The sequence below is a fragment of the Caballeronia glathei genome (assembly GCF_000698595.1).
GTDB classification, from domain to species: Bacteria; Pseudomonadota; Gammaproteobacteria; order Burkholderiales; family Burkholderiaceae; genus Caballeronia; species Caballeronia glathei.
In genome coordinates this window covers 1-20,906 of sequence record NZ_JFHC01000086.1, presented here as the reverse complement: position 1 = coordinate 20,906, position 20,906 = coordinate 1, and the positions used below count along the sequence as shown (strand labels likewise).

The window sequence follows — 20,906 nt, the reverse complement described above, 5'->3', positions numbered from 1 at the left end:
CGCCTCTCACCTTCTGGAAGCAAGCAGGCGAGCCAGCTGGGCATCGAGCGACTGCCCCCATGCGAACCAGATCAGACCCGCCGCGACGCACGCGAGCCCTGCGACGGCCCACGGCGACACGTGCCGCAGCCAGTCGAAACGGCTGCCACCGGCCGTATCGACGATGAACGTCGACGGGCCGGCTGGCCGCGACCGTGCGATCTGTTCGTTGAGCGCCTTGATCAGCGCTGCACGCTCGCGCTCACCCCCATCACGCGCATGGCGTCCCCGGAATCCGAGTCCGAGGATCGCGGCGTAGCATTCCAGCAATTCGATGCTGGACGGCGTTTCGCGCATGCGCGCCGCGAGCCGTTCGTAAACCTGCTCGCCGGCGTTGTGGTTACCCGAGCGCTCCACCTGCAGCGGACAGGCGTCCCATTGCGGGCGGTCATCGACGGGAAGATGCGTCATCGCCATCTCGTCGAGCAGGCCGCATTGCGCATCGACGGCGTCCTGCTTCACGTCGCGCGGCACCTGCCGGGCTTCGAGCGCGGCGTCGAACGCGTGAACCAGTTGCAGGCAGCGCTCTCGCAGCTTCGGCACCGACCCGGCGGTCCCGCCTTCCTTCAGCAGCGACACCTGCAGGGCGGTGTCGCGCAGCAAGGCGCGCATCGTCAGGGTATCCGGTTCCACGGTGTCCCGGCTCATGACGTCAGCACCGCATAGAGTTCGAGCGAGGCTTCCGGGACGGATGCCGGCAGATAAAGCTGGCAGGCCCGGGCGGCAAGCATGCGCGCGTGCGCGGGGTCGCTCGCGTCGAGTGCGAAATACTGGTTTTCGAGGCGCACGGGGATCGCCGCCGGCACCCGTTGCACCGCCTTCAGCGCAATACCGGCGAGCGCCGAATTGACGATGTGCTCGATGTCGTCAGGCGAGCCGATCTTGCAAAGCTTCGGGATCTGTTCGATGAGCTGGAACGCGGGCAGCGCGGCATTCACCGACAGGTAATAGTCCGCGCCTTCGAGCAGCCGCTCATCCTTGAACTGGCCGGCCCACGTGGTGGCGCTCTTGCGCGTGAGCCCGATCGGAATGACGCGGGAAGGGATGATCGCATCGAGCAGGTCGCGGATCAGCGCTTCGAGCGTCGCGAAGATGTCGTCCTGTTTCGCGTGCTCGTACGGCGGGATTGCGGTGAGCGCGGTGCCGGTGGAAAACGTCATCAGCGCGCCGGTGAAGGTGGCCAGCACCTCGTAGAGCCGCTCGGGCGGCTGGTTCGGGTGCGTGCCGAGAAACGACAGCTTCGGCCAGTGCGTGTGGATGCAGTGCAGCAGCCAGAAGAGCGACACGTCTGCGACACCGAACTCGGCGATCTGGTCGATGCGCTCGCCGCGGCGCGCCGCCAGTGCCGTGCTTTTGGCGAGCAGGATATCGGACAGCCGCGCGACGCGCTCCCGATGGCGCTCATGGGCGGCGAGCGTGAGGCACGGCGGCACGAACACGCGGTCCATCTCGAACTGGCCGCGCGCGCCGCGCACGAGCCGCGCGACCGGACACACGACGTCGTCCGCATGCGGCTCGAAGTCGAACAGCAGGTGAACCGCGTGGCGCTCGACCGACAATTCCTCGACGCCCGTGCCGTTCAGATCGGGCACCTCCACGAACTCGCGGAAATAGCGACGCGGGCGCGACAGCGTTTCGTTGTCGAAACGGCAATTGCTGCCGTCCGCGTTCAGCAGCGGCAGCGCCGCGAGCACCACGACGCTCTGCACGTCCGGGGCGATGTCGCGGGAGAGATCGCGAGGGCGAGGCAGGACATCGGTTGCCGACGAGTCGATCAGCGTGCCGTCGGGCAGGCGCAGCTTCAGGCGGGTGAGCGCGAGGCGGCCAACGGCAAGCGTGTCTTCGTCGAGTTGCACATCGACGATTCCCCACGGCTCGGCAATGGCGAGCGAGGCAAATTGCCGGTGCGCGACATTGAGCCACTGCTCCTGCTGCTGAAAATGCTGCGGCGTGAGAATCAGGCCCTCATGCCAGAGCGGCTTGAAAGTCCGCATTGCGATTAATGGCTTCTTAACGGTTTATCGAATGGAGACATTTTAAACACGAATCATGCTGCGCCGTCTATTATTGAGATAATCGGAGCACGCATCTTTTGTTTGGGCTGGTTGCGTTTTAACTAAAATTAGCGCGTCTCGGATAGTGCTTGCGGTCATCTGGAAAATGTTGATTGTTGACAGCGATCGATGTGACGGGAAGGCTTTAGCCAGGCGGCTGCGAGGGGGTGCGCGGCGGGCGCGCCATGCGGGAGGCAAGTATGGCGCTGATTTAAAAATATATTCAACAATATCTCGAAATAATCGAATCCTCATCTCAATATAATCTCCGCGTTAACGCTTGACCAACATTCGAGCTACCTGATCTAATAAAAATAAATAGGGAAGGCGCGTAACAGCGGATCTCGAACCAAGCAGGCCAATTAGCGGATGGCCGAATAACCGTCCGCTCACGGGATATGGCCGTGATTCGTGGTGGCTCACCTGCGCGTCGTACAACCATCCATGGAGGAAAAGCGAAACCATGTCAGAAAGCTTCCAGAAGGAAATTCCGAAAGCGCGCGTCAATATTTCACTGGACCTGCATACGGGCGGGGCGCAGAAGCGGGTCGAACTTCCGCTCAAACTGCTGGTGATGGGCGACTACAGCGCGGGGCAGGCAAGTGGCGCGCTTGCCGAGCGCAAGAAGATCGACGTCAACAAGAACAACTTCGACGCGGTGCTCGCCGAACTGAACCCGCGGGCCCGGATCAACGTGGAGAACACGCTTGCCGGTGACGGGTCGGATACGGCCGTGGCGCTGAACTTCAAGTCGATGAAAGACTTCGAGCCGGAACAGGTCGCGCGCCAGATCCCCGAACTGCAGGCGCTGCTCGCCACGCGCAATTTGCTGCGCGACCTCAAGTCGAACCTGCTTGACAACAGCACGTTTCGCCGAGAGCTGGAAAAGATCGTCAAGAACCCTGCGTTGTCCGAAAGCCTGCGCGCCGATCTGGAAAAGATCGGCACCTCCAGCATGCCGCCGGCGGGTCACGCCTGAACGCGCGTCCACCGCTCATCAGACTCAAGACGCATAACGCTCGCATTCCGCACGCTCCAGGCACGCAACCGGGATGCGTCAAGCAAGCATTCCGCACGCACAACGGGAAGACCATGGCACGCAACGAAACCCCGCAAGTCGGCGCCGCTACCGCCGAGACGATCACCACCACGCTTGAACAGGATGGCCGCAGCGTCTATGCGACGCTCTTCGAGAAAATCAACCTCAAGCCCGTCGAAAGCGCGCGGCCGCTCGAAGCGTTCCAGGACAACGACGCGCTCGCCGAAGCGCCCACCGACGAGCGCCTGTCGCGCGCAGTCAGCGTGTTTCTCAAGATGGTGGAAGAATCGAGCCGGCCGGTGGACCGGCTCGACAAGTCGTTGCTCGACTTTCATATCGATACGCTCGATCAGAAGATCAGCCGTCAGCTCGATGCGGTCATGCATTCGGAGTCGTTCCAGAGCATCGAGTCGGCCTGGCGCGGGCTCAAATTCCTGGTCGATCGAACCGACTTTCGCAAGAACGTCAGGATCGAAGTGCTCGACTGCTCTAAGGAAGCGTTGCAGCAGGATTTCGAGGACACGCCCGAGGTGATTCAGAGCGGCCTGTATCGCCACACCTACATCCAGGAATACGACACACCCGGCGGTCAGCCGATCGGTTCGATCATCTCGAACTTCGAGTTCGCGAACTCGCCGCAGGACATCGCGCTCTTGCGCAATATTTCGAAGGTGGCCGCCTCGGCGCACATGCCGTTCATGGGCTCCGTCGGTCCGAAGTTCTTCGGCAAGGAGACGATGGAAGAGGTGGCCGCCATTCAGGATATCGGCAACTACTTCGATCGCGCCGAGTACATCAAGTGGAAGAGTTTCCGCGATACCGATGACGCGCGCTACATCGGTCTGACCATGCCGCGCGTGCTGGGCCGTCTGCCGTATGGTCCGGATACGACGCCGGTGCGCGGCTTCAACTATCGGGAAGCGGTCAAGGGCACGGATCACAACCGCTATCTGTGGGTCAACGCCTCGTTCGCGTTCGCTGCGAACATGGTCAACAGTTTCATCAGGAATGGCTGGTGCGTACAGATTCGCGGCCCGCAGGCGGGCGGCAAGGTAGAGGATTTGCCGGTCCATTTGTACGACCTCGGCACCGGCTATCAGCCGAAGATCCCGACCGAAGTGCTGATTCCGGAGACGCGCGAGTTCGAGTTCGCCAATCTCGGCTTCATTCCGCTGTCGTTCTACAAGAACCACGACTTCGCGTGTTTCTTTTCGGCCAACTCGACGCAAAAGCCCGCGTTGTACGACACCAGGGAAGCGACCGCGAACAGCCGCATCAACGCGCGTCTGCCGTACATCTTCCTGCTCTCGCGTATCGCGCATTACCTCAAGCTGATTCAGCGGGAGAACATCGGCACGACCAAGGACCGGCGTCTGCTCGAGATGGAACTGAACAACTGGATCAAGAACCTCGTCACGGAGATGACCGATCCGGGCGACGACCTGCAAGCCTCACACCCGCTGCGCGAAGCGAAGGTGACGGTGGAGGACATCGAGGACAACCCGGGGTTCTTCCGCATCAAGCTTTTCATCATCCCGCACTTCCAGGTCGAAGGGATGGATATCGGTTTGTCGCTGGTGTCGCAGATGCCGAAGGCCAAGAGCTGATCGGAGCGCACCCGCGCGCGGCCTCGCGCCACCTTGTGATGCGCCGTGCCGCTCGCTGCAACGCAGGTATTCGTTGAACCCGACGTTGCACGCCGGTGACGGGACCCCTTGCGTCCGCGAGCCGCGCATGTAATCGCGCATGCAATCGATAACGAGCGCGTCGCAGCGACCACCTTAGACAGGAGATCACTCGCCATGGGTTCGATGATTCTACCGACGCAGGCCTACAGCCTGCGCCTCGCGAAACAGCCTGCGCTGTTCTCGGTGCTGTCGTTCGAGGGGCGGGAGGCGATCAGCGAAACCTATCGGTTCGGAATCGAGTTCACGAGTGCGTGCGCCGGTGTCCCTGTGGCGGAAGTGCTCGGCAAGCCGGCCAGGTTCGCGATCGAGCCGGTCGATGCCAATGCGGGACTGCCCGCAGAACTCGTGGCACGGCTCGCGAAGGCGCCGGTGCGGCTCTTCAACGGCATCGTCACGGCGTTCGATGAACTGGGTTCCTCGGCGGATGAAACGCGTTATCGCGTGGTGCTGGAGCCGCGTCTGTCGGATCTGAAGCTGGAATTCGCGAGCCGGCTGTTCCAGAACCAGACCGTGCCGTCGATCATCGAGGCCGTGTTGCGCCACTACGGCTACACCGCGGTCGATTTCCAGTTCAAGCTGCGCGCCGGGTACGAGAGCCGCGAGTACACGACGCAGTACAACGAATCGGCGCTCGCGTTCATCAAGCGGATCGCAGCCGACGAAGGCATCTGGTTTCGCTTCGAGCAGACCGCCGAGCGCGAGGTGATCGTGTTCGGCGACGATCTCGATGCCTACGCGCGCGAGCCGAAGCTGACTGCGCCGTACCGCGAGGAAGGCGGGATGGCGAGCCCGGGCGTGGAATCGGTGATGTCGCTGAGCGAACACCGCACGCGCGTGGTGCAGTCGATCACGGTGGACGACTACAACCATCGCACGGCGGGCGTGGCGTTGCTGACCGAAGTCAACGCCGCACGCGACGACGCGACGACCGGCGGCAAGCAGTATCGCTGGGGCGGGCATTATCCGACGCCGGAGGCGGGCAAGCGCGTCGCCACGCTGCGGCATCAGGCGGAACTGGCACGTCAGGTGGTGTTCGAAGGGACCGGCAATGTGATCGGCATGACGCCGGGCGCGGTGTTTCGGTTCAGCAACCGCAAGCTCGACACGGCTGAACATGGCCTGTTGCTGACAACGGTCATCCACAAGGCCTCGCGGCATGAAGCGTATGCGTGCGCGTTCAGCGCGATTCCGTCGGATCGGATCTATCGGGCGATGGTCGATCCGGCTGCCAGGCCGAGGATCACCGGCATCCTGCCGGCGCGCGTGATGTCGCCGGACAACTACAAGTATGCGTATCTGACGCCGCAAGGGTGGTATCGCATTCAACTGCCGTTCGATCTCGATACGTGGAGCCCGGGTGGCACGAGCCGGCCAGTGCGGCTGGCGAAGCCCTACGCGGGGCGCGACTACGGGCATCACTATCCGCTGATCGACGGGACGGAGGTCGCGGTCATCCATACGGAAGGCGATCCGGACCGGCCCGTGATCATCGGGGCGTTGCACGACAGCCAGCATCAGGATCACGTCAACAACGAGAACCACACGCGCAACATCATCCGCACGGCTGGGAAGAACGAGTTGCGGATGGAGGACCGCGAGGGTGCGGAACACGTTCATCTGAGGACGCCGTTTCAGACCAGTGAGCTCAATCTCGGTCAGATGGTTGATGGGCAGCGGGAGAAGCGCGGCGAGGGCGCGGAGTTGCGCACCGACGGTCACGCGGCGGTGAGGGCCGCCAAGGGAATACTGATCTCGGCGGACGCGCAGACCAAGGCAAGTGGTCCGCAGCTCGACATGGCGGCGGCGAAGACGCAGCTCGAAGCCGCGCTCGCGCAGATGCAGGCCTTGGCGGACACGGCGCGCGTGGCGCAGGCGCAAATGGTGGAGGTCGACAAGCAGCGCGAGTTTCTGGAGCGGCGGCTCGACCAGTTGCAGCAGGCGGTGCTGGTCGCCAGTGCGCCCGCGGGCATGGCCCTCACGAGCGGACATCATCTTCAACTCGCCGCGCAGGGAAATTTGACGGCGAGTGCGGGCGGGAGCGCCGATATCGGTGTGCTCAGGAAGTTCACGGTCGCGGCAGGCGAGGCGATCTCGCTGTTCGCGCAGAAGCTGGGCGTGAAGCTGATTGCGGCGAAGGGGAAGGTCGAGATTCAGGCGCAGAGCGATGAGATGACGCTGGCTGCTCTCAAGGACGTCACGATCACCAGTACGGAGGGCAAGCTGGTGCTGGCGGCCGAGAAAGAAGTGTGGATCGGAGCAGGCGGGTCGTACATCAGGATCACGCCGCAGGGGATCGAGAACGGCACGCCCGGGGACATTCTCGAGAAGTGCGCGGCTTGGAATAGGCCGGGGCCGGCCAGCATGCGCGTGCGCGCGCCAACTTTCGCCCGGATTCCCGACACGAAGCAGTTCAGTCAGAAGTTCGACTTGTCGCAGTTTATTGCCCACGATCCCGCCAGCAAAGAGAACTGGGCGGGTGTCGAGTATGAGATCCGCAATGCGCAGGGCAAGCTGCTCCGCGCAGGCACTACAAATGAGGACGGAATAACCGATCGCGTTTTTACGGATAAATCGGAAACGGTAACGGCTTTTATCGGCGGGGGAGAGTGGGGTGTTGTCGAAGAATTCGAGGTGTCGGATGAGGACATCGATCCGGAGAGCGAGACGTGAAGAACAACTATTTTTATACCGTTCAATCGAATGATACGTTGTCTGGTATATCCCGCCGGACTGGCGTACCCGTTTCCGAACTCGCCAAGCTAAACGGAATTCGCAATCCGAATCGGATCAAGGCCGGAGAAAAGCTCGCATTGAATAAAGAGGCGGTGTGCGGTGTCAATCTTCAGTTTCTGGATCGGGATCACAATCCGTTGCGCGACTTGTCGTACGTGGTCAGGTATTGCGGAAGGGAAGTGTCGGGAAAGACCGACCATACGGGGCGTTCCGAACCAATCATGACCGAGTGGCCGACGGACAAGATTCGAATTCTTGTGCGGCGCACTGGAGGCGATTTGAAGGAAATTGCTACCGTAGCGTCAGGTTATGCGAACAAGCTCGTCACGCTGGTGAGTCCGAAGCTGAAGCTTGAGGCGAAAACCCATCCGCACCCGAAAGAACCGGGGGCTGAGGCGCCGGCGAATACTGTGCCCACCGGAAAAGGACCACCATCGAAGCATACGCCCCCTGCCGAACCGGCAACAGGCGTCCCGCAGAGCTGGTGGACTGAGGAAATGGGCTTTCTCGGTATCAAGGTATCTGAAACCAAGACAGCAGCGAACAAGCCAGTCGCAAAGGTTGCCAATGATGGCGTGGAAGAACCGGACATCATTGCTAAGGCAAGGACTACATATACCGGTGCGCAAATCACGGAGGAAAATTGGCTCAGTGCTGCAAACGAACTAGGATGCGAGATTGAAGTCATCATGGCAATCGCCGAACAGGAAACCGAAAAGCTGAAGGCGCTTGGGATGGGTGCTTTTGATAAGCAACGTCGACCGACGATACTCTTCGAACGCCACAGATTTGGTAAGAATACAAATCAAAAATTCAGCGAAGACAATCCTGATATATCTGGTTCGAAAGAGTATATGCCGGGCAGCGCTCGTGATGAGCGCGGCAAGCGTTATGACGACGGAAACCACTACGGATTATTTTCTTGGCAATACAAGAAGCTGGCGAAGGCGTACACGCTCGACCCCGGAGCTGCATTGGCGGCTTGTTCGTGGGGGAAATTCCAAATCATGGGGGAAAATTACAGGGCGTGTGGTTTCAACGATGTAAAGACGTTTGTCGAGAGTATGTGCATTTCTGAAGTGGAGCATCTGAAGGCCGTTGTCAATTTCGCCACTAGCACTGGGTTGCGCCCTGCTTTGAAGGGGAAAAATTGGGCCTCCATCGCCGCTGCATATAATGGTCCCCGCTATAAAAGAAATAGCTACGACACTCAGCTAAAAAATATTTACGACAAGCTTCTTAAGCGGAAAAAGTAATTGCGAACAATGTCGATGCAAGCTGACATAAATAACGTAAAGGAGCATTGAACGTGAAACTACGTTTTGCACTTACAATTCTGGCTTGTTTCCTATTCGGGGGCGCGCATGCCCGTGACGTGTCCCATCCAGTGCTTAGCGCTCTGTCGGGGCGCGATTCCAAAGCAGTGGCGAACTGGGTTGACACTGCATATCGCTCAATCGCCGTCGATGACCTGTCGATATATTTAGAAAAGCGACAGACTTTTGCATTTGGCGGCAGGACCTCTCGATATATTTTAGCTCCAGTTGTATACAGTTCGAAAGAATATAGAAATCGGGTGTGCGATCTCGCGATTTTCAACTCGGCGGGGCGTCTTCTATCGCGACTCGTAGTTTCGGGAGTGCGGAGAGAGGATGATGAAATATCAGAGTCGTGTATTGGATTTAATGCAATTTCAGTTGATAGGCTCACGAATGGAAAATTGAATATATATATGATTTTGCGACAGAACGTAGGTCAGCAATATAGATCTTCAGGTGCTGTCGCGGTTCTTAATTATAGTTCACATATATCTTTTCCAAATCTTATCGGAGACGGGTTAGGTATGAGGCCCGCTGATTCAATCGACCAGCTGAGGAAGCTTTCGCCGTAATAGATCGCGAAATTGCATTGTTCGCGGGGTAAGGTAAAGGACGAGAGCCATGACGGGTCGAAAGAAAAATGTTAAGGATGCGTTCGAAGTCATTTGTGCGAAATTATATTAAGATAAATAATGAAGCGTCGAATTTGCTGGCGATGGGATTGCTTGATGATTTTTATCATTGTTGCGCTTTTTCATCCGAACATCAATGCGGCCACCTTGATAGAGTTTGATGAGCCGTATTTAATCGTCGAGGAAGCCGGCGTAAAGTATAACGGTTATTATAGCCTGTCACTTCCTGCGGTTGATGGTGTGCGCGCATCAGCTTCCTGTAGATTTTTCTTTAAATCGGAAAATCGCTCTGCCAGCGGCGCCAGATTCAAGATAAATACATTTTTTACCGCAGATAGTTACAAACACCGACGCATATTGGAAGATTTGCCAGGGGAATTGTTAATCGACGGCGATAGCTGGACCATTCAGATGGAGGAAGTGCCTGGCGGATGCTTGACTGCTGCCGGTGGAGGATTTCAAAAAGATGATGCGATCCCAAATATTATCCAAAAACGAACTCCGATTGTCGGAATCTTGATAGCAAAGAAAAAGACGCATTTTTACGATGTCAAGAATATCAAGTTCGTCAAGAGAAGAGGATTTCTCATTCCGGGTGATGTAATTATTGCTCTTAACAAAAAGGACGACTTTTATTTCGTGAGATTCTTGAACGATCAAAGCGACGAATTATCGACGGGATGGGTCAAAATGTCCGACACGATGAGTCCCTTTCTCGAATAACAAGCGGAGCCGGCCGAGACCATCTTTTTTAACGACTCACCCTGAACCACTATTGTTAATCCAGAGTGCGCTTTACCCGACTTTAAAGGAAATAATTGTTCGACCTTCTCCCCTTGGCCAACCCCACAGACCACGGCGGCGCAGCCATCAGCGCGTCCGCGACGATGCGCTCCGGTGGCCGCGCGGTCGCGCGCAAGGGCGACGCAGTATCGTGCCTCAGGCACGATGTCCGTCCCAATCTGATCATCAATGGTCACGAGTCCATGACCAATGACGGCGTACCGAGCGCCCGCCATGGCTTTCGCGCGTTACGCGTGCGCATGCTGATTTCCATCCTGACCTAAGACGATGACAGTAGAACTGCCCGAAATCCCGCCGCACTGGGCGTTCCCATCGCCGCCTCGGGCGATCGTCTGGCTGGCGCTGTTCATCGCGTTCATGCTCACGGGTGCCGCGCTGACGTTGATGACCTGGCCCAAGGGCGAACCAACCGGTTCGGCATGGTTCTGGACGCGTCTGCTCGTGTTTCCTGCGCTCGCATGGTGCGTGGCGTTCGGCCTGCGGTTGCACTACTACGACGAGGAAACGGACCGGCTTCGGGCGGAGCAGGAAGCACTCGAGGCCGATCGCATCCAGGCTGTCGAATTCGCGCGCGAGCCTCTCGCGGTGCTGGGCTCAGCCTATCTTTGCGCGATGGGCGCGTATGGCGTGGCGTCCTCCATCGCGAACGAAAAGCAGAGCGCGCTGAAGGCTCGCGTGCCCCGGCCGCATGCAGAGGCTGTCCGCCACACTGCACTGGCGTCGATCGACGACGAGGCAGCCGGGGGCCGCTATCGCGCTTTGTTCCTCGCATTGCTCGGGGAACTCGATGACGTGTTGAACGACCTGCCGCAAAGGATTCCGTTCGATGTCCGCCTCCAGGTGCCCGCTGATACGGATCGCGAAACGCTGCTGGAAACATGGAAGCGCTGTTGGGAGCAGCTTGGATATCCGCAGACGTCAGCATCGCTATTGGATGTAGCACAAGGGTTGATGGCGACAGATGAATGGCTGGACATCAAGGGCGGCCCGGCACTCGAAAAATTGAGGTTGTTCGTTGCCGTGCAGCTTTACGAGGATCCACCCGAGAATAGCGCCGAGGCCGGCGTCGCATTGTTGCTGGGTTGGGCGCCCCTTGCTGAACGGCTGCAACTGAGGTCTGTTGCGCTACTGCATCGCCCGGTCGAGAGCGCTCCGGCTGAGTTTGCCGAATCCATACCCACTGCTCTGCTATGGGGTGGCGTTTCAGCGGAGGAGATCAAGGGCGTATGGCAAGCCGGATTGACCGGGCAGGACAAACCGTCGCTCGTGCGTGGTGCAACCGATCTGGGACTCCAGGTTGCGGGCGAAGCGGCTCATAAAGGCGTACACGACATCGACCTCGCGTTGGGCAAACCCGGTGCGGCATCAGGGTGGCTGGCCGTTGCGCTGGCAACGGAGCATGCATGGCAAAGCGGCGAGCCGCAGATGATAGCCGCGCGTGAGCACGCATTGAGCCTGGCCGTCGTGCGGCCGACTGCTCCCGCGAACGAAATGGAAATGGAGCAATGAAGCGCAGGAAGCTTTCGGGATACTGGATGGTTGTCGGGGCGATCACGCTGGCGGCGGCGACCGTCGCCTACTTTTTTGGCGCCAGCATCGATGCCTCGCCCGTCCACAGGATCATGAGCGTCGTGCTGGCCGGCGCGGTACTGCTGCTCCTGCGCGCGCCCTTCACCGCGGCGTGGCGGTTGGTCGCGCGTCTGTCGCCGGAGCGGGACCCGCATCGCTACAGGCGCGATCCGGCAGCACGGGCAGGTGCGGGAGCAGCCTCTGTCGACGGCATCATGGCCGAGCGGTATCTGGCTCTCAGATCGTCCCTGCAGCAGAACCATGGCCGGCGCTGGCGTTACCGCGAGCCGTGGCTGCTGATATCGGGCGACAAAGGCACGGTCGATGCGCTGGTTCCCGGACTGAGTGACTCCGGCTGGCATGTCTCGCCTGGTGCTGTTCTTCTCTACGCGGGAGATAGTGACAAATGGGCCAGGGACTGGCTCATGCAAATCCGCCGGGCCCGGCGTCGCCGGCCTGTCGATGCCGTGATTCAGCTCGTGCGGGCGAGCGAGGGCACGCACGCGGTTTTCGATGCCGGGATGCTGGCTCATCAGTTATCGCAGCAAGGCCGTACGCTTGGATGGGCTGCACCCGCCTACGTGCTCGATCTGGTCGATGTCGATGGTCCGGTTCCGGATGCGAGCGAGCCGGTCGCCTCCTTATGGTCGAGCCGCACAGTCGAACCCTCCCAGGTCAGGCGTTCGCTCGCGAACCTGTCCCGGCTGCTTGCCGACCGAGGCGTGCAGACGCTGACACTGCGAATTCGCGAACGCTATCTTGCACAGTTTTCCAGGCATGTCACGGAGCGCGCCGATGCGCTGTCTGCGCTCGCCAGTCATCTGAACATGGGGCGTGCGCGGCAAACGGCTCTGTTCGGCATTCTGTTTGTACCGCTCGTCAGGCCGAACCCGTCCAATACCGCGGCCGGGGACGATCGCGCACACGAACGGGCGCATCTCACGTGGCGCGCGGTCGCCGAACACAGCCGATGCGTGCGAGGCCGTCGCATTGGCTTCTCGTTGACGCAGGTCGCCGCGTGGAGTGTCATGGCGCTCGCTGCCCTGGTGCTCACGGGTACGCTTGTCTCGGGCACGGTGAACCGCGCCGGCATCGAGGCCGCCGCAAACGTGGCCGCAGCGTTTTCAGGGCCGCAGGACCGAACCCGTTCCGCCTCCACCCTCGGCGCCCTCCAAAAGCACCTCGACGCCCTGGAAACCCGTCAGCGCGAGGGCGCCCCCTGGTACACCCGCTTCGGCCTGAACCGCGACGCCGAATTGCTGGCTTCGTTATGGCCCGCCTACACAGCCGCGAGCAACCCCATCCTCGTGCAGCCGATTCGCGCGAAGCTCGAAGCCGACCTCCGGCAACTTGGCGCGCTGACCGACCAGGAACTCGCGAGCGGCGGCGACGCGCAGGTGAAGCGCGCTTACCGGACGCTCAAGGCCTACCTGATGCTGGCTCATCCGGAACGTGTGGACAGCAGATTCCTGATCCCCGAATTGCTGGACACGGGAGAACCGGCGCGCCCCGATTCATCGCGTCTCGGCCCGGGTGGCTGGCGCGACCTGACGCAGCGCCTCGTGACCTTCCACGCGAACCACCTGGGGCAGCATGGGGCGTCGCTTGCAATCGCGCCCGACGCCACGCTTGTCAGCGCCGCCCGTCAGTCGCTCGTGAGCGTGGTCGGTTTGCAGAATTCGACTGATAAAGTCTACGAGCAGATCGTCGAGGAGAACCGCAGCAAGTACCCGCCGCTATCGCTGCAGGCGCTGCTGAGCGACGTCCCGAGCCGCGGCCTCTTGACGACGAGCGACACCCTGCCGGGCATCTACACGCGCGCGGCGTGGGACGAACGCATCGGCCGTGCGATCGATGACGCCAGCGAGCAGCGCACGGTCACGGGCGACTGGGTACTTTCGGACGCACCGAAGGAAGTCCCCTCGGGGGACGCATCGACCTCCGCCGCTTCGCTCAAGCAGGCTTTGCGCGAGCGCTATTTCGCCGACTACGCCCGCCACTGGCAGCAGTTCCTCAACAGCGTGCGCTGGCAGCCGGACAGCTCGCTCCCGGGCACCGTCGACCAGTTGAGCCTGTACGCCGACGCCCAGCGCTCGCCGCTCGCGGCGCTGTTCAAGGTGATCGTGTACCAGGCGGGCGCGGGCGGCAGCGGACAGTCGCTGTCGGATACGCTCGTCGCCAAGGCGCGGGAACTGATCAAAGGGACCGCGACGGACCCGTCCAGAGCCAGCCCGCCACCCGAGACGCCGCTTGCCGCCGCGTTCGGTCCGCTGCTGCGCCTGGCCGGCAGCGACCTCGCGGGCAACGTCCAAGCCAAAGTCGCATCGGCACAGCCCGCCGGTCCCACTGACCTGAGCCTGCCGCGCTATCTCGAGCGTGTCACCGCCGTGCGTCTGAAGCTGCAGCAGATCATGACGAGCGCCGACCCCGACGCGATGTCGCGCACGGCCGCGCAGGCGATCCTGCAGGGCCGGACCTCGGATCTCGGCGACAGCCGCGACTACGCGGCCCGGGTGGCCGCCAGCCTGGGCGAACAGTGGGCCGGTTTCGGCGACGCGCTGTTCCAGCGTCCGCTCGACCAGACCTGGGACGTGGTGCTGAAACCGGCATCCGCGAGCCTGAACGAGACGTGGCGAAGCGCGGTGGTCGCGGCATGGAACAAGTCGTTCGGCGGCCGCTATCCGTTTGCCGACTCGGACAACGACGCGTCGCTGCCCGAGATGGCGCGTTTCCTGCGCGCGAATGACGGCGTGATCACGCAATTCGTCACGACGCAACTCTCCGGCATCCTGGAGCGCCAGGGCGATCAGTGGGTGGTCGCGCAGGGCGCGGGACGCAATGCGCTGGCGGTCGACCCGGAGTTCGTGCGCGCGCTCAACCGCCTCGCGCGCGTGTCGAATGTGCTGTTCCCGAACGGCGACGCAGGCGTGCGCTACGAGCTACGCGCGATTCCTGCGCCCGGCATCACCGACATGAAGTTCAAGCTCTCGGGGCGCGATCTGCACTATTTCAACCAGAAGGAAGATTGGACGCCGTTCATCTGGCCGGGCGACGCGCTCGAGAATCGCGCGCACGTCGAATGGCAGACGGAGCAGGCGGGCGTGCGCTCGGGTCTCGACTTCACGGGCCGTTTCGCTCTGATCCGGCTGCTCGAGCGCGCAACGGTCACGCAGCAGGACGGCGCGCGATACGTGCTCAAGTGGACACCGGGGGCGCAGGCATCGCCCGTGATTTCGCGCGCGCAGGCCGCGCCTGTGCGGCAGGAAGCGAGCGCGCCGGTGCGAACGGCGGCAGCGACAGGCCGCCCGCGCATCACGGACGACTGGAGCGCGGCGGACCCGCCAGCGATGCTCGCTTCGGCCGCCGATTCCGGGCCGGCTTCCGGCGTCGTCCGTGTGGCGCCGCAGGACGAGCCGCCGCGCGCATCGCGACAGCCGCTCGCGCTGCAGGTGCAGTTGCGCAGCGAATCGGGCGCGGGTCCGCTCGATGCGCTGATGCTGCGCCGCTTCGTGTTGCCGCAGCGCATCTTCCTGACGGGCAGCGCGGGCAAGCGTATGCCGGGTCAGGCGTCCAATCCGCCGCCCTTGCCCGCGTCAGCGGTCGAAGCGGCGAGACACGCGGCAATGCCGTTGCCGCGCGGCGCCAGGCCGGAGATCGAATGAGCCTTTTTTCCACTCTGCTCGAGTCGCTGTTCGGCACGCGAGATCCCGACGACCTGATGCGTGAGCGCATCGGCGCGTGGGCCGGCTGGCTCGAACCGCTCGCCGGCGGCGACGGCATCGGCCGCGATCCGGGCTACGAAGACGCGTTCTTTGCGATCAAGGATGAACTGGCGAAGCTCACCGGCATCGACGATGCGCTGATCGTGCGTTCCTGCGAGCAGTTGCTCAAGGAGACGGGCAAGGACCTGCGGCTCGCCGCGTACTACGCGTTCGCGCGGCTTCGCCAGGATGGCTCGGCCGGTTTCGCCGATGGACTGGAGCTGAGCGCCGCGCTCGTCGAACGCTTTGGCGAGGCGCTGCTGCCCGCGCGTCCGGAGGCGAAGAAGGGCGCGCTCGACTGGCTGGCGACCTCGCGCATGCTGGACCACCTGTCGAGCGTCGGCGAAAGCGCGGGCGAGCCGCACGCGTCCTTCATGCCCGCCGATCTCGAACGCGCGATGGCGGCGCTGAATCTCATCGTCACGCGCACGGGCCAGTGGGCCGGGGCCGCGCGTCCCAACCTGCAGCCGCTCATCTCGCGCTTCGAATCGGACCCGCAGCCGGTCCAGTCGTCATCCGGAGTGACGACGCCCGGCGCGTCCGTCCAGTCGAGCGCGCAAGGCGGCCCGGTTGCGATCGCGTCGACGCGCGACCTGCTGGAGCAAACCCGCGCGATGGCGCAGTACCTGCGGGCGCAGGAAAACGGCTATCTGCCGGCTGCGCGCCTGATGCGCTGCGTGCGCTGGGACACGGTCCACGACCTGCCGCCCGCTGACAGAGAGTCGCGCACGCGCCTGCCCGCGCCGCGCGCGGAGTTGCGGCAGCAGTTTCGCCGGCTCGTGCTGCAAAAGCACTGGCACGAATTGCTCGAACGGGTGGAGGGCGTGTTCACCGAAGGGGCGAATCACGTGTGGTTCGACCTGCAGTTTTTCCAGCACACGGCGCTCGATCATGCGGGCGCGCCGTACAGCGAATGGCGCGATCTGCTGCGCACCGATTTCGCGCTGCTGCTCGCGCGCCTTTCCGGCATCGAGCGGCTGGCGTTCAACGACGGCACTCCGTTCGCCGACGACGCCACGCTCGACTGGATCGCGCGGCACGCGGTGGTGCGCGATCTGGAGGCGGGCGAGACGCTCGCGCCGCTGCCGGTGTCGGGCGATGCGGGCGACCCGGGCGGGTGGGCCGAAATGGAAGCCCAGGCGCGCGATCTGCTCGCGAGCCAGGGGCTCGATGCCGCGTATGCGTGGCTCGCGGCGCTACCGGGCATCCAGTCGGATCGTCAGCGCTTTTTGCAGCGCTGGCTGATGGCGCGTGTCGCCGACCACGGCGGCAAGCCCGACATCGCGCTGCACCTGCTGACCGACCTGAACGAGGCGACCGCGCAGTGCGCGCTTGCGCGTTGGGAGCCGGCGCTGACCTTCGAGGTGAAGCATCACCTGCTGCGGGTGCTCAAGGCCGCCATGAGCCGCAAGGACGCCGACAAGCCCGCCCTCAGCCGTCGCGTGGAGCGGTTGCAGGGCGAACTGACCGTGCTCGATCCGGCCCGCGCCGTCGCGCTGCCGTAACCCAAAAAGGATCCTTCATGGACGATTCCATCCTGCGCTACTACGAAGCCGAGATGCGCTATCTGCGCGAGGCCGGCAAGGAGTTCGCCGAGACGCATCCGGACCGCGCGCGCATGCTCAATCTCGATCGCGTGGGCGACCGCGATCCGTATGTCGAGCGCCTCTTCGAAGGCTTTGCTTTTCTCACGGGCCGTCTGCGCAAGAAGCTCGACGACGAACTGCCGGAACTGACCGAAGGGCTCGTCGGCCTCCTGTGGCCGCACTACCTGCGCATGATCCCGTCGCTGTCGATTCTCGAAATGACGCCCGCGCAGGAAACGCTGCAGCAAACCGAGACCGTCCCGGCGGGACTCGCGGTGCGCTCCGGCAGGATCGGCGCAAGCGGGGTGCAATGCCTCTACCGCACGACGCAGACCGTCACGCTGATGCCGATCCGGCTCACGGACGCCGCGCCTTCGGTGCGGCACGACGCGCGCTCGGTGATCCGGCTCGCCTTCGAAATCGACCGCTCGGCGCGTCGCGAAGCGCTCGACCTCTCGCGCATCCGCCTGTACCTGAACGCCGACCTGCCGGTGGCCTTCGCGTTGCACCTCGCACTCACCCGGCAGGTGCAGTCGGTCTCGCTGCGCGTTCCCGAAATGCGCGACGGCGCGCCCACGCCCGTGACGAACGTCCGGCTTGAGGCGGCCGGCTTCTCGGCGGACGAACGCCTGTGGCCCAAGGCCGAGATCGCCTTCTCGGGCTATCAATTGCTGCTCGAATACTTCACGTTCCGCGAGAAATTCCTGTTCGTCGACCTGTGCGGCCTCACCATGGACGCGCTGCCGCCCGACGCCTGGAGCTTCGAAGTCGAGGTGCTGCTCACAGAAAGCCATCCGGCCGACCTGCGTTTCACCGCGGCGAACGTGCGCCTTTTCTGCACGCCGATCATCAACCTCTTCGAACTCGATGCCGAGCCCGTGCGCATCAACCACCATGACAGCGAATATCGCGTGAAGCCGATGCATCACCACGGCGGTTTCGTCGAAACCTATTCGGTCGAAGCCGTGGAGTCGTTCGATCACGACTCCGCCGAGCGTTTCGAGTACGTGCCGTTCTCCACGTTTCGCCATCGCGGCGGCATGCTGCGTCACGAGGCGCCGGAACGCTATTTCCACACGCGCGTGAGACAGGGCGCGACGGGCCTCTTCGACACCTGGATCATCCTCGGCGGCCACGCCTGGGAATCGATGCGCGACCTGCCCGAGGAAACGCTGTCGCTGCGCGTGACCGGCACCAACGGCATGCTGCCGCGCAAGGGCCTGCGCGAGGCGGGCATCGACGACCTGGTGGAAAGCGCGCCGAACGTCGCGCGGGTGCGCAATCTCACGTCGCCGACGCTGCCGGTCTATCCGCCCGTCAACGACCGCTTTCAATGGCGCGTGCTGTCGCATCTGGCGCCGAACTTCCTTTCGATGATGGACGCCGAAGTGCTGCGCGGCGCACTTGCACTCTACGACTGGACCAGCGACGAAATGAACCGCCGCCGTCTGGCGGGCATTCGCGAGGTGGCGCAGACGCCGAAGCGCCAGGTGATGCGCGGCGGCGTCGAGCGCGGCGTGCTGATCGAGGTGACGCTCGACAGCCACGCGTTCGCGGGCGACGGCGACGTCCATCTGTTCGGCGAACTGCTGCATCGTTTTTTTGCGCTGTATGCCGAGATCAACCTCTTCACGCAACTGGCGGTGATCAGCCTGCCGTCGGGTGCGCGGATCGGGTGGCCGCCAAGTCACGCGGAGCGCTCGCCGTTATGAACGCGCCCGACAGGTTCGCCGGCATCCGCTCGGTCGTGCTCGCGCGCGCGGCGCGGATGAATTTCTTCCAGTTGTGCCAGTTGCTCGAACGCCTCGATCCCGGCCGGGCCGGCCTCGGCACGCACGACACCCCCGCGCGCGAGCCGGTGCGGTTCCGGCCGTATCCGAAGACGGGCTTTCCGGGCACGGAGGTCGCGGCCGTCGAATTCGACGCTGACCGCCCGGATACGCCGCCCTCCGTTCGCACGACTTTCCTCGGTCTGTACGGCGTGAACGCGGCGATGCCGCCGCACCTGATCGACGACATCGTGCTCAGGCGCGAGGGGCACGAAGAAGTGATGGCCTTCCTCGACGTGTTCAATCACCGCATCGCGACGCTCTTTTACCGCGCGTGGCGAAAGTATCGCTATTGGGCCGCCTTCGAGCGCGGCGGCACGGACGACATATCGCGCAGCCTGCTGTGTCTCGCGGGCTTCGGTCTCGGCGACAAGGCCGGCCGCGCGGGTTTGCCGGCCGCGCGCGTGCTCGGGCTGCTGGGGTTGCTCACGCAGCGCACGCGCACGGCCGAAGGACTTGCGGGCGTGATCGCGCTGGCGGTGCCGGGCGCGGGGGTGAGGATCGACGAACGCTTCCCGGTGTGGGTCCGGCTCGATCATCAGCCCGGTCTGCGCCCGGGCCGTCCGTCCGCACAATCGGGGCAGCAATCCTTCGCCGAAGAGGGGCTTGGCCGGGGCCACGTACTGGGCCGGCGCGTCATCAATCGCGCCGAGGCAGTGCGGGTGACGCTCTCGCCCGCGAGCGCCGCGCAGGCGCACGGCCTGTTGCCCGGCGCGCTGCTTCATCGCGATCTGATGAGCCTGCTTCGCGTGTATCTGGGGCACAAGGCCGACGTGGTGCTGCGCATGGAGGTGTCCGCCGCCGTTGCGCCGGTGCTGAAAATCGGCGGCCCGCGCACGATCGGCGCGGGCGCACCGGAACATACCCACGGCGGGCGCCTCGCCTGGACCACGTTGCTGAAACCCGCAGGGGACCGCGTCATCACGATCCCGCTCGGCCGATACGAGGCGATCCCGAAAACCGCCGCGGCGCGACACGCTGCGCCTGGCCATGCTGCATGAAGCAGGAGTCACTATGCGAGCCTTGCCCCTTGTCACCGCCTTCGGCACCAGCCTGATCCTGAGTGCTTGCGGCGCGTGGCAGTCGGTGTCGGATACGACGGCGGACGCTTATCACGCCGTGTTCTACAAGCAGGTCAAGACGCTGAATCTGGATCTCAGGGCGCGCGCGTCGCTCAATCCGGACGAGGCCGGCCGTCCGGTGTCGGTGGCGGTACGCGTCTATCAGCTGAAGGATCGCCAATCGTTCGACGCCGCCTCCTACGATGATCTGCTGAAGAACGACAGGGCCGTGCTGAGCGCGGACCTGCGGGACTCGGCCGGTGTGGTGGTCAATCCCGGCGGCGCGGCGAGCCTGTCGCAGCCGATGCGCGCCGACACGCAATATGTGGCGATCGCCGCGTTCTTTCGCGACGCGGATAACGAGCGCGACTGGCGCCGCGTGATTGCGAAGGAGTCGATGTCGGCGGACGAACCGCTGACGCTCGAACTGGTCGGCAGTGAACTCGTGGCGGCTTCCGATGTGCCGCGTCAACGGCCGCAACGGTGATGCTGACCGCCAGCGTGTCCACCTCTGAGCCGTGTCACGAGGCACGTTGCGATGATGCCACTGGCCGGTCCGTCCCGCCGGTTGCGTGACGTCGCAACCCGGTCAGCGCAGCGAAGCGGATACGCGAAGCGCTCGATCGGCGTGAGCGCTTCGCATCAGACGGGACGCGGACCAGCCGCGCTTACCGGCCGGGCGATACGTGACTGCCCTTGCCGATTGACTGAAACTGTGCAGCTTCGTCGGCTGTCATCGTGTTGCTGATCCAGCGCTTGCGCATCGGTGCGAGCACGAACTTGGCGGAGAGC

Annotated in this window: 14 protein-coding genes; 12 read left to right on the top strand and 2 right to left on the bottom strand. The window is 63.0% G+C overall.

Features of this window, described 5'->3' with window-relative positions; all coding sequences use genetic code 11:
- Positions 1–6 precede the first annotated feature (6 nt).
- Both BG61_RS33235 and tssK read right to left on the bottom strand, forming a co-directional pair.
- A complete protein-coding gene (locus BG61_RS33235) occupies positions 7–687 on the bottom strand; it encodes a DotU family type IV/VI secretion system protein (RefSeq protein WP_232256214.1) in 681 nt (226 codons plus the stop codon).
- A complete protein-coding gene (gene tssK, locus BG61_RS33230) occupies positions 684–2,033 on the bottom strand; it encodes a type VI secretion system baseplate subunit TssK (protein ID WP_035933886.1) in 1,350 nt (449 codons plus the stop codon). The genes BG61_RS33235 and tssK overlap by 4 nt, the downstream gene beginning before the upstream one ends.
- Positions 2,034–2,556: 523 nt before the next feature.
- Here tssK and tssB point away from each other — a divergent pair.
- From tssB to tssJ, 12 genes are all read left to right on the top strand, one after another.
- Positions 2,557–3,072, top strand: a complete 516-nt coding sequence (tssB, locus tag BG61_RS33225) for a type VI secretion system contractile sheath small subunit (protein WP_035933887.1) — start codon at positions 2,557–2,559, stop codon at positions 3,070–3,072.
- 113 nt (positions 3,073–3,185) lie between these two features.
- Positions 3,186–4,739 carry a type VI secretion system contractile sheath large subunit gene (gene tssC / locus BG61_RS33220; RefSeq protein ID WP_035933890.1) on the top strand — a complete coding sequence of 518 codons (1,554 nt, stop codon included), beginning with the start codon at positions 3,186–3,188 and terminating at the stop codon, positions 4,737–4,739.
- Between the two features lie 195 nt (positions 4,740–4,934).
- On the top strand, positions 4,935–7,490 hold the full coding sequence (locus BG61_RS33215) for a type VI secretion system Vgr family protein (protein WP_063741154.1): 2,556 nt from the start codon (positions 4,935–4,937) through the stop codon (positions 7,488–7,490).
- Positions 7,487–8,809, top strand: coding sequence for a LysM peptidoglycan-binding domain-containing protein (locus BG61_RS41510; RefSeq protein ID WP_081868266.1), 1,323 nt, complete (start codon positions 7,487–7,489; stop codon positions 8,807–8,809). The genes BG61_RS33215 and BG61_RS41510 overlap by 4 nt, the downstream gene beginning before the upstream one ends.
- Before the next feature lie 791 nt (positions 8,810–9,600).
- Positions 9,601–10,227: a hypothetical protein gene (locus tag BG61_RS33205; RefSeq protein ID WP_035933891.1), complete on the top strand. Its 627-nt coding sequence runs from the start codon at positions 9,601–9,603 to the stop codon at positions 10,225–10,227.
- A gap of 95 nt (positions 10,228–10,322) precedes the next feature.
- Entirely contained in the window at positions 10,323–10,571 is a 249-nt protein-coding gene (locus BG61_RS33200) for a PAAR domain-containing protein (protein ID WP_035933893.1), read from the top strand.
- 4 nt (positions 10,572–10,575) lie between these two features.
- Positions 10,576–11,817 (top strand): hypothetical protein, encoded by a 1,242-nt coding sequence (locus BG61_RS33195; RefSeq protein WP_035933894.1) that lies wholly within the window; start codon positions 10,576–10,578, stop codon positions 11,815–11,817.
- Positions 11,814–15,539 (top strand): ImcF-related family protein, encoded by a 3,726-nt coding sequence (locus tag BG61_RS33190; RefSeq protein WP_063741153.1) that lies wholly within the window; start codon positions 11,814–11,816, stop codon positions 15,537–15,539. The genes BG61_RS33195 and BG61_RS33190 overlap by 4 nt, the downstream gene beginning before the upstream one ends.
- Positions 15,536–17,143 (top strand): type VI secretion system protein TssA, encoded by a 1,608-nt coding sequence (gene tssA, locus BG61_RS33185; protein WP_035933896.1) that lies wholly within the window; start codon positions 15,536–15,538, stop codon positions 17,141–17,143. The genes BG61_RS33190 and tssA overlap by 4 nt, the downstream gene beginning before the upstream one ends.
- Before the next feature lie 17 nt (positions 17,144–17,160).
- Positions 17,161–18,936 (top strand): type VI secretion system baseplate subunit TssF, encoded by a 1,776-nt coding sequence (gene tssF / locus BG61_RS33180; protein ID WP_035933898.1) that lies wholly within the window; start codon positions 17,161–17,163, stop codon positions 18,934–18,936.
- Positions 18,933–20,054, top strand: a complete 1,122-nt coding sequence (gene tssG / locus BG61_RS33175; protein ID WP_051672959.1) for a type VI secretion system baseplate subunit TssG — start codon at positions 18,933–18,935, stop codon at positions 20,052–20,054. The genes tssF and tssG overlap by 4 nt, the downstream gene beginning before the upstream one ends.
- Positions 20,055–20,067: 13 nt before the next feature.
- Positions 20,068–20,601: a type VI secretion system lipoprotein TssJ gene (gene tssJ / locus BG61_RS33170; RefSeq protein ID WP_051672958.1), complete on the top strand. Its 534-nt coding sequence runs from the start codon at positions 20,068–20,070 to the stop codon at positions 20,599–20,601.
- The last annotated feature ends 305 nt before the right edge of the window (positions 20,602–20,906 follow it).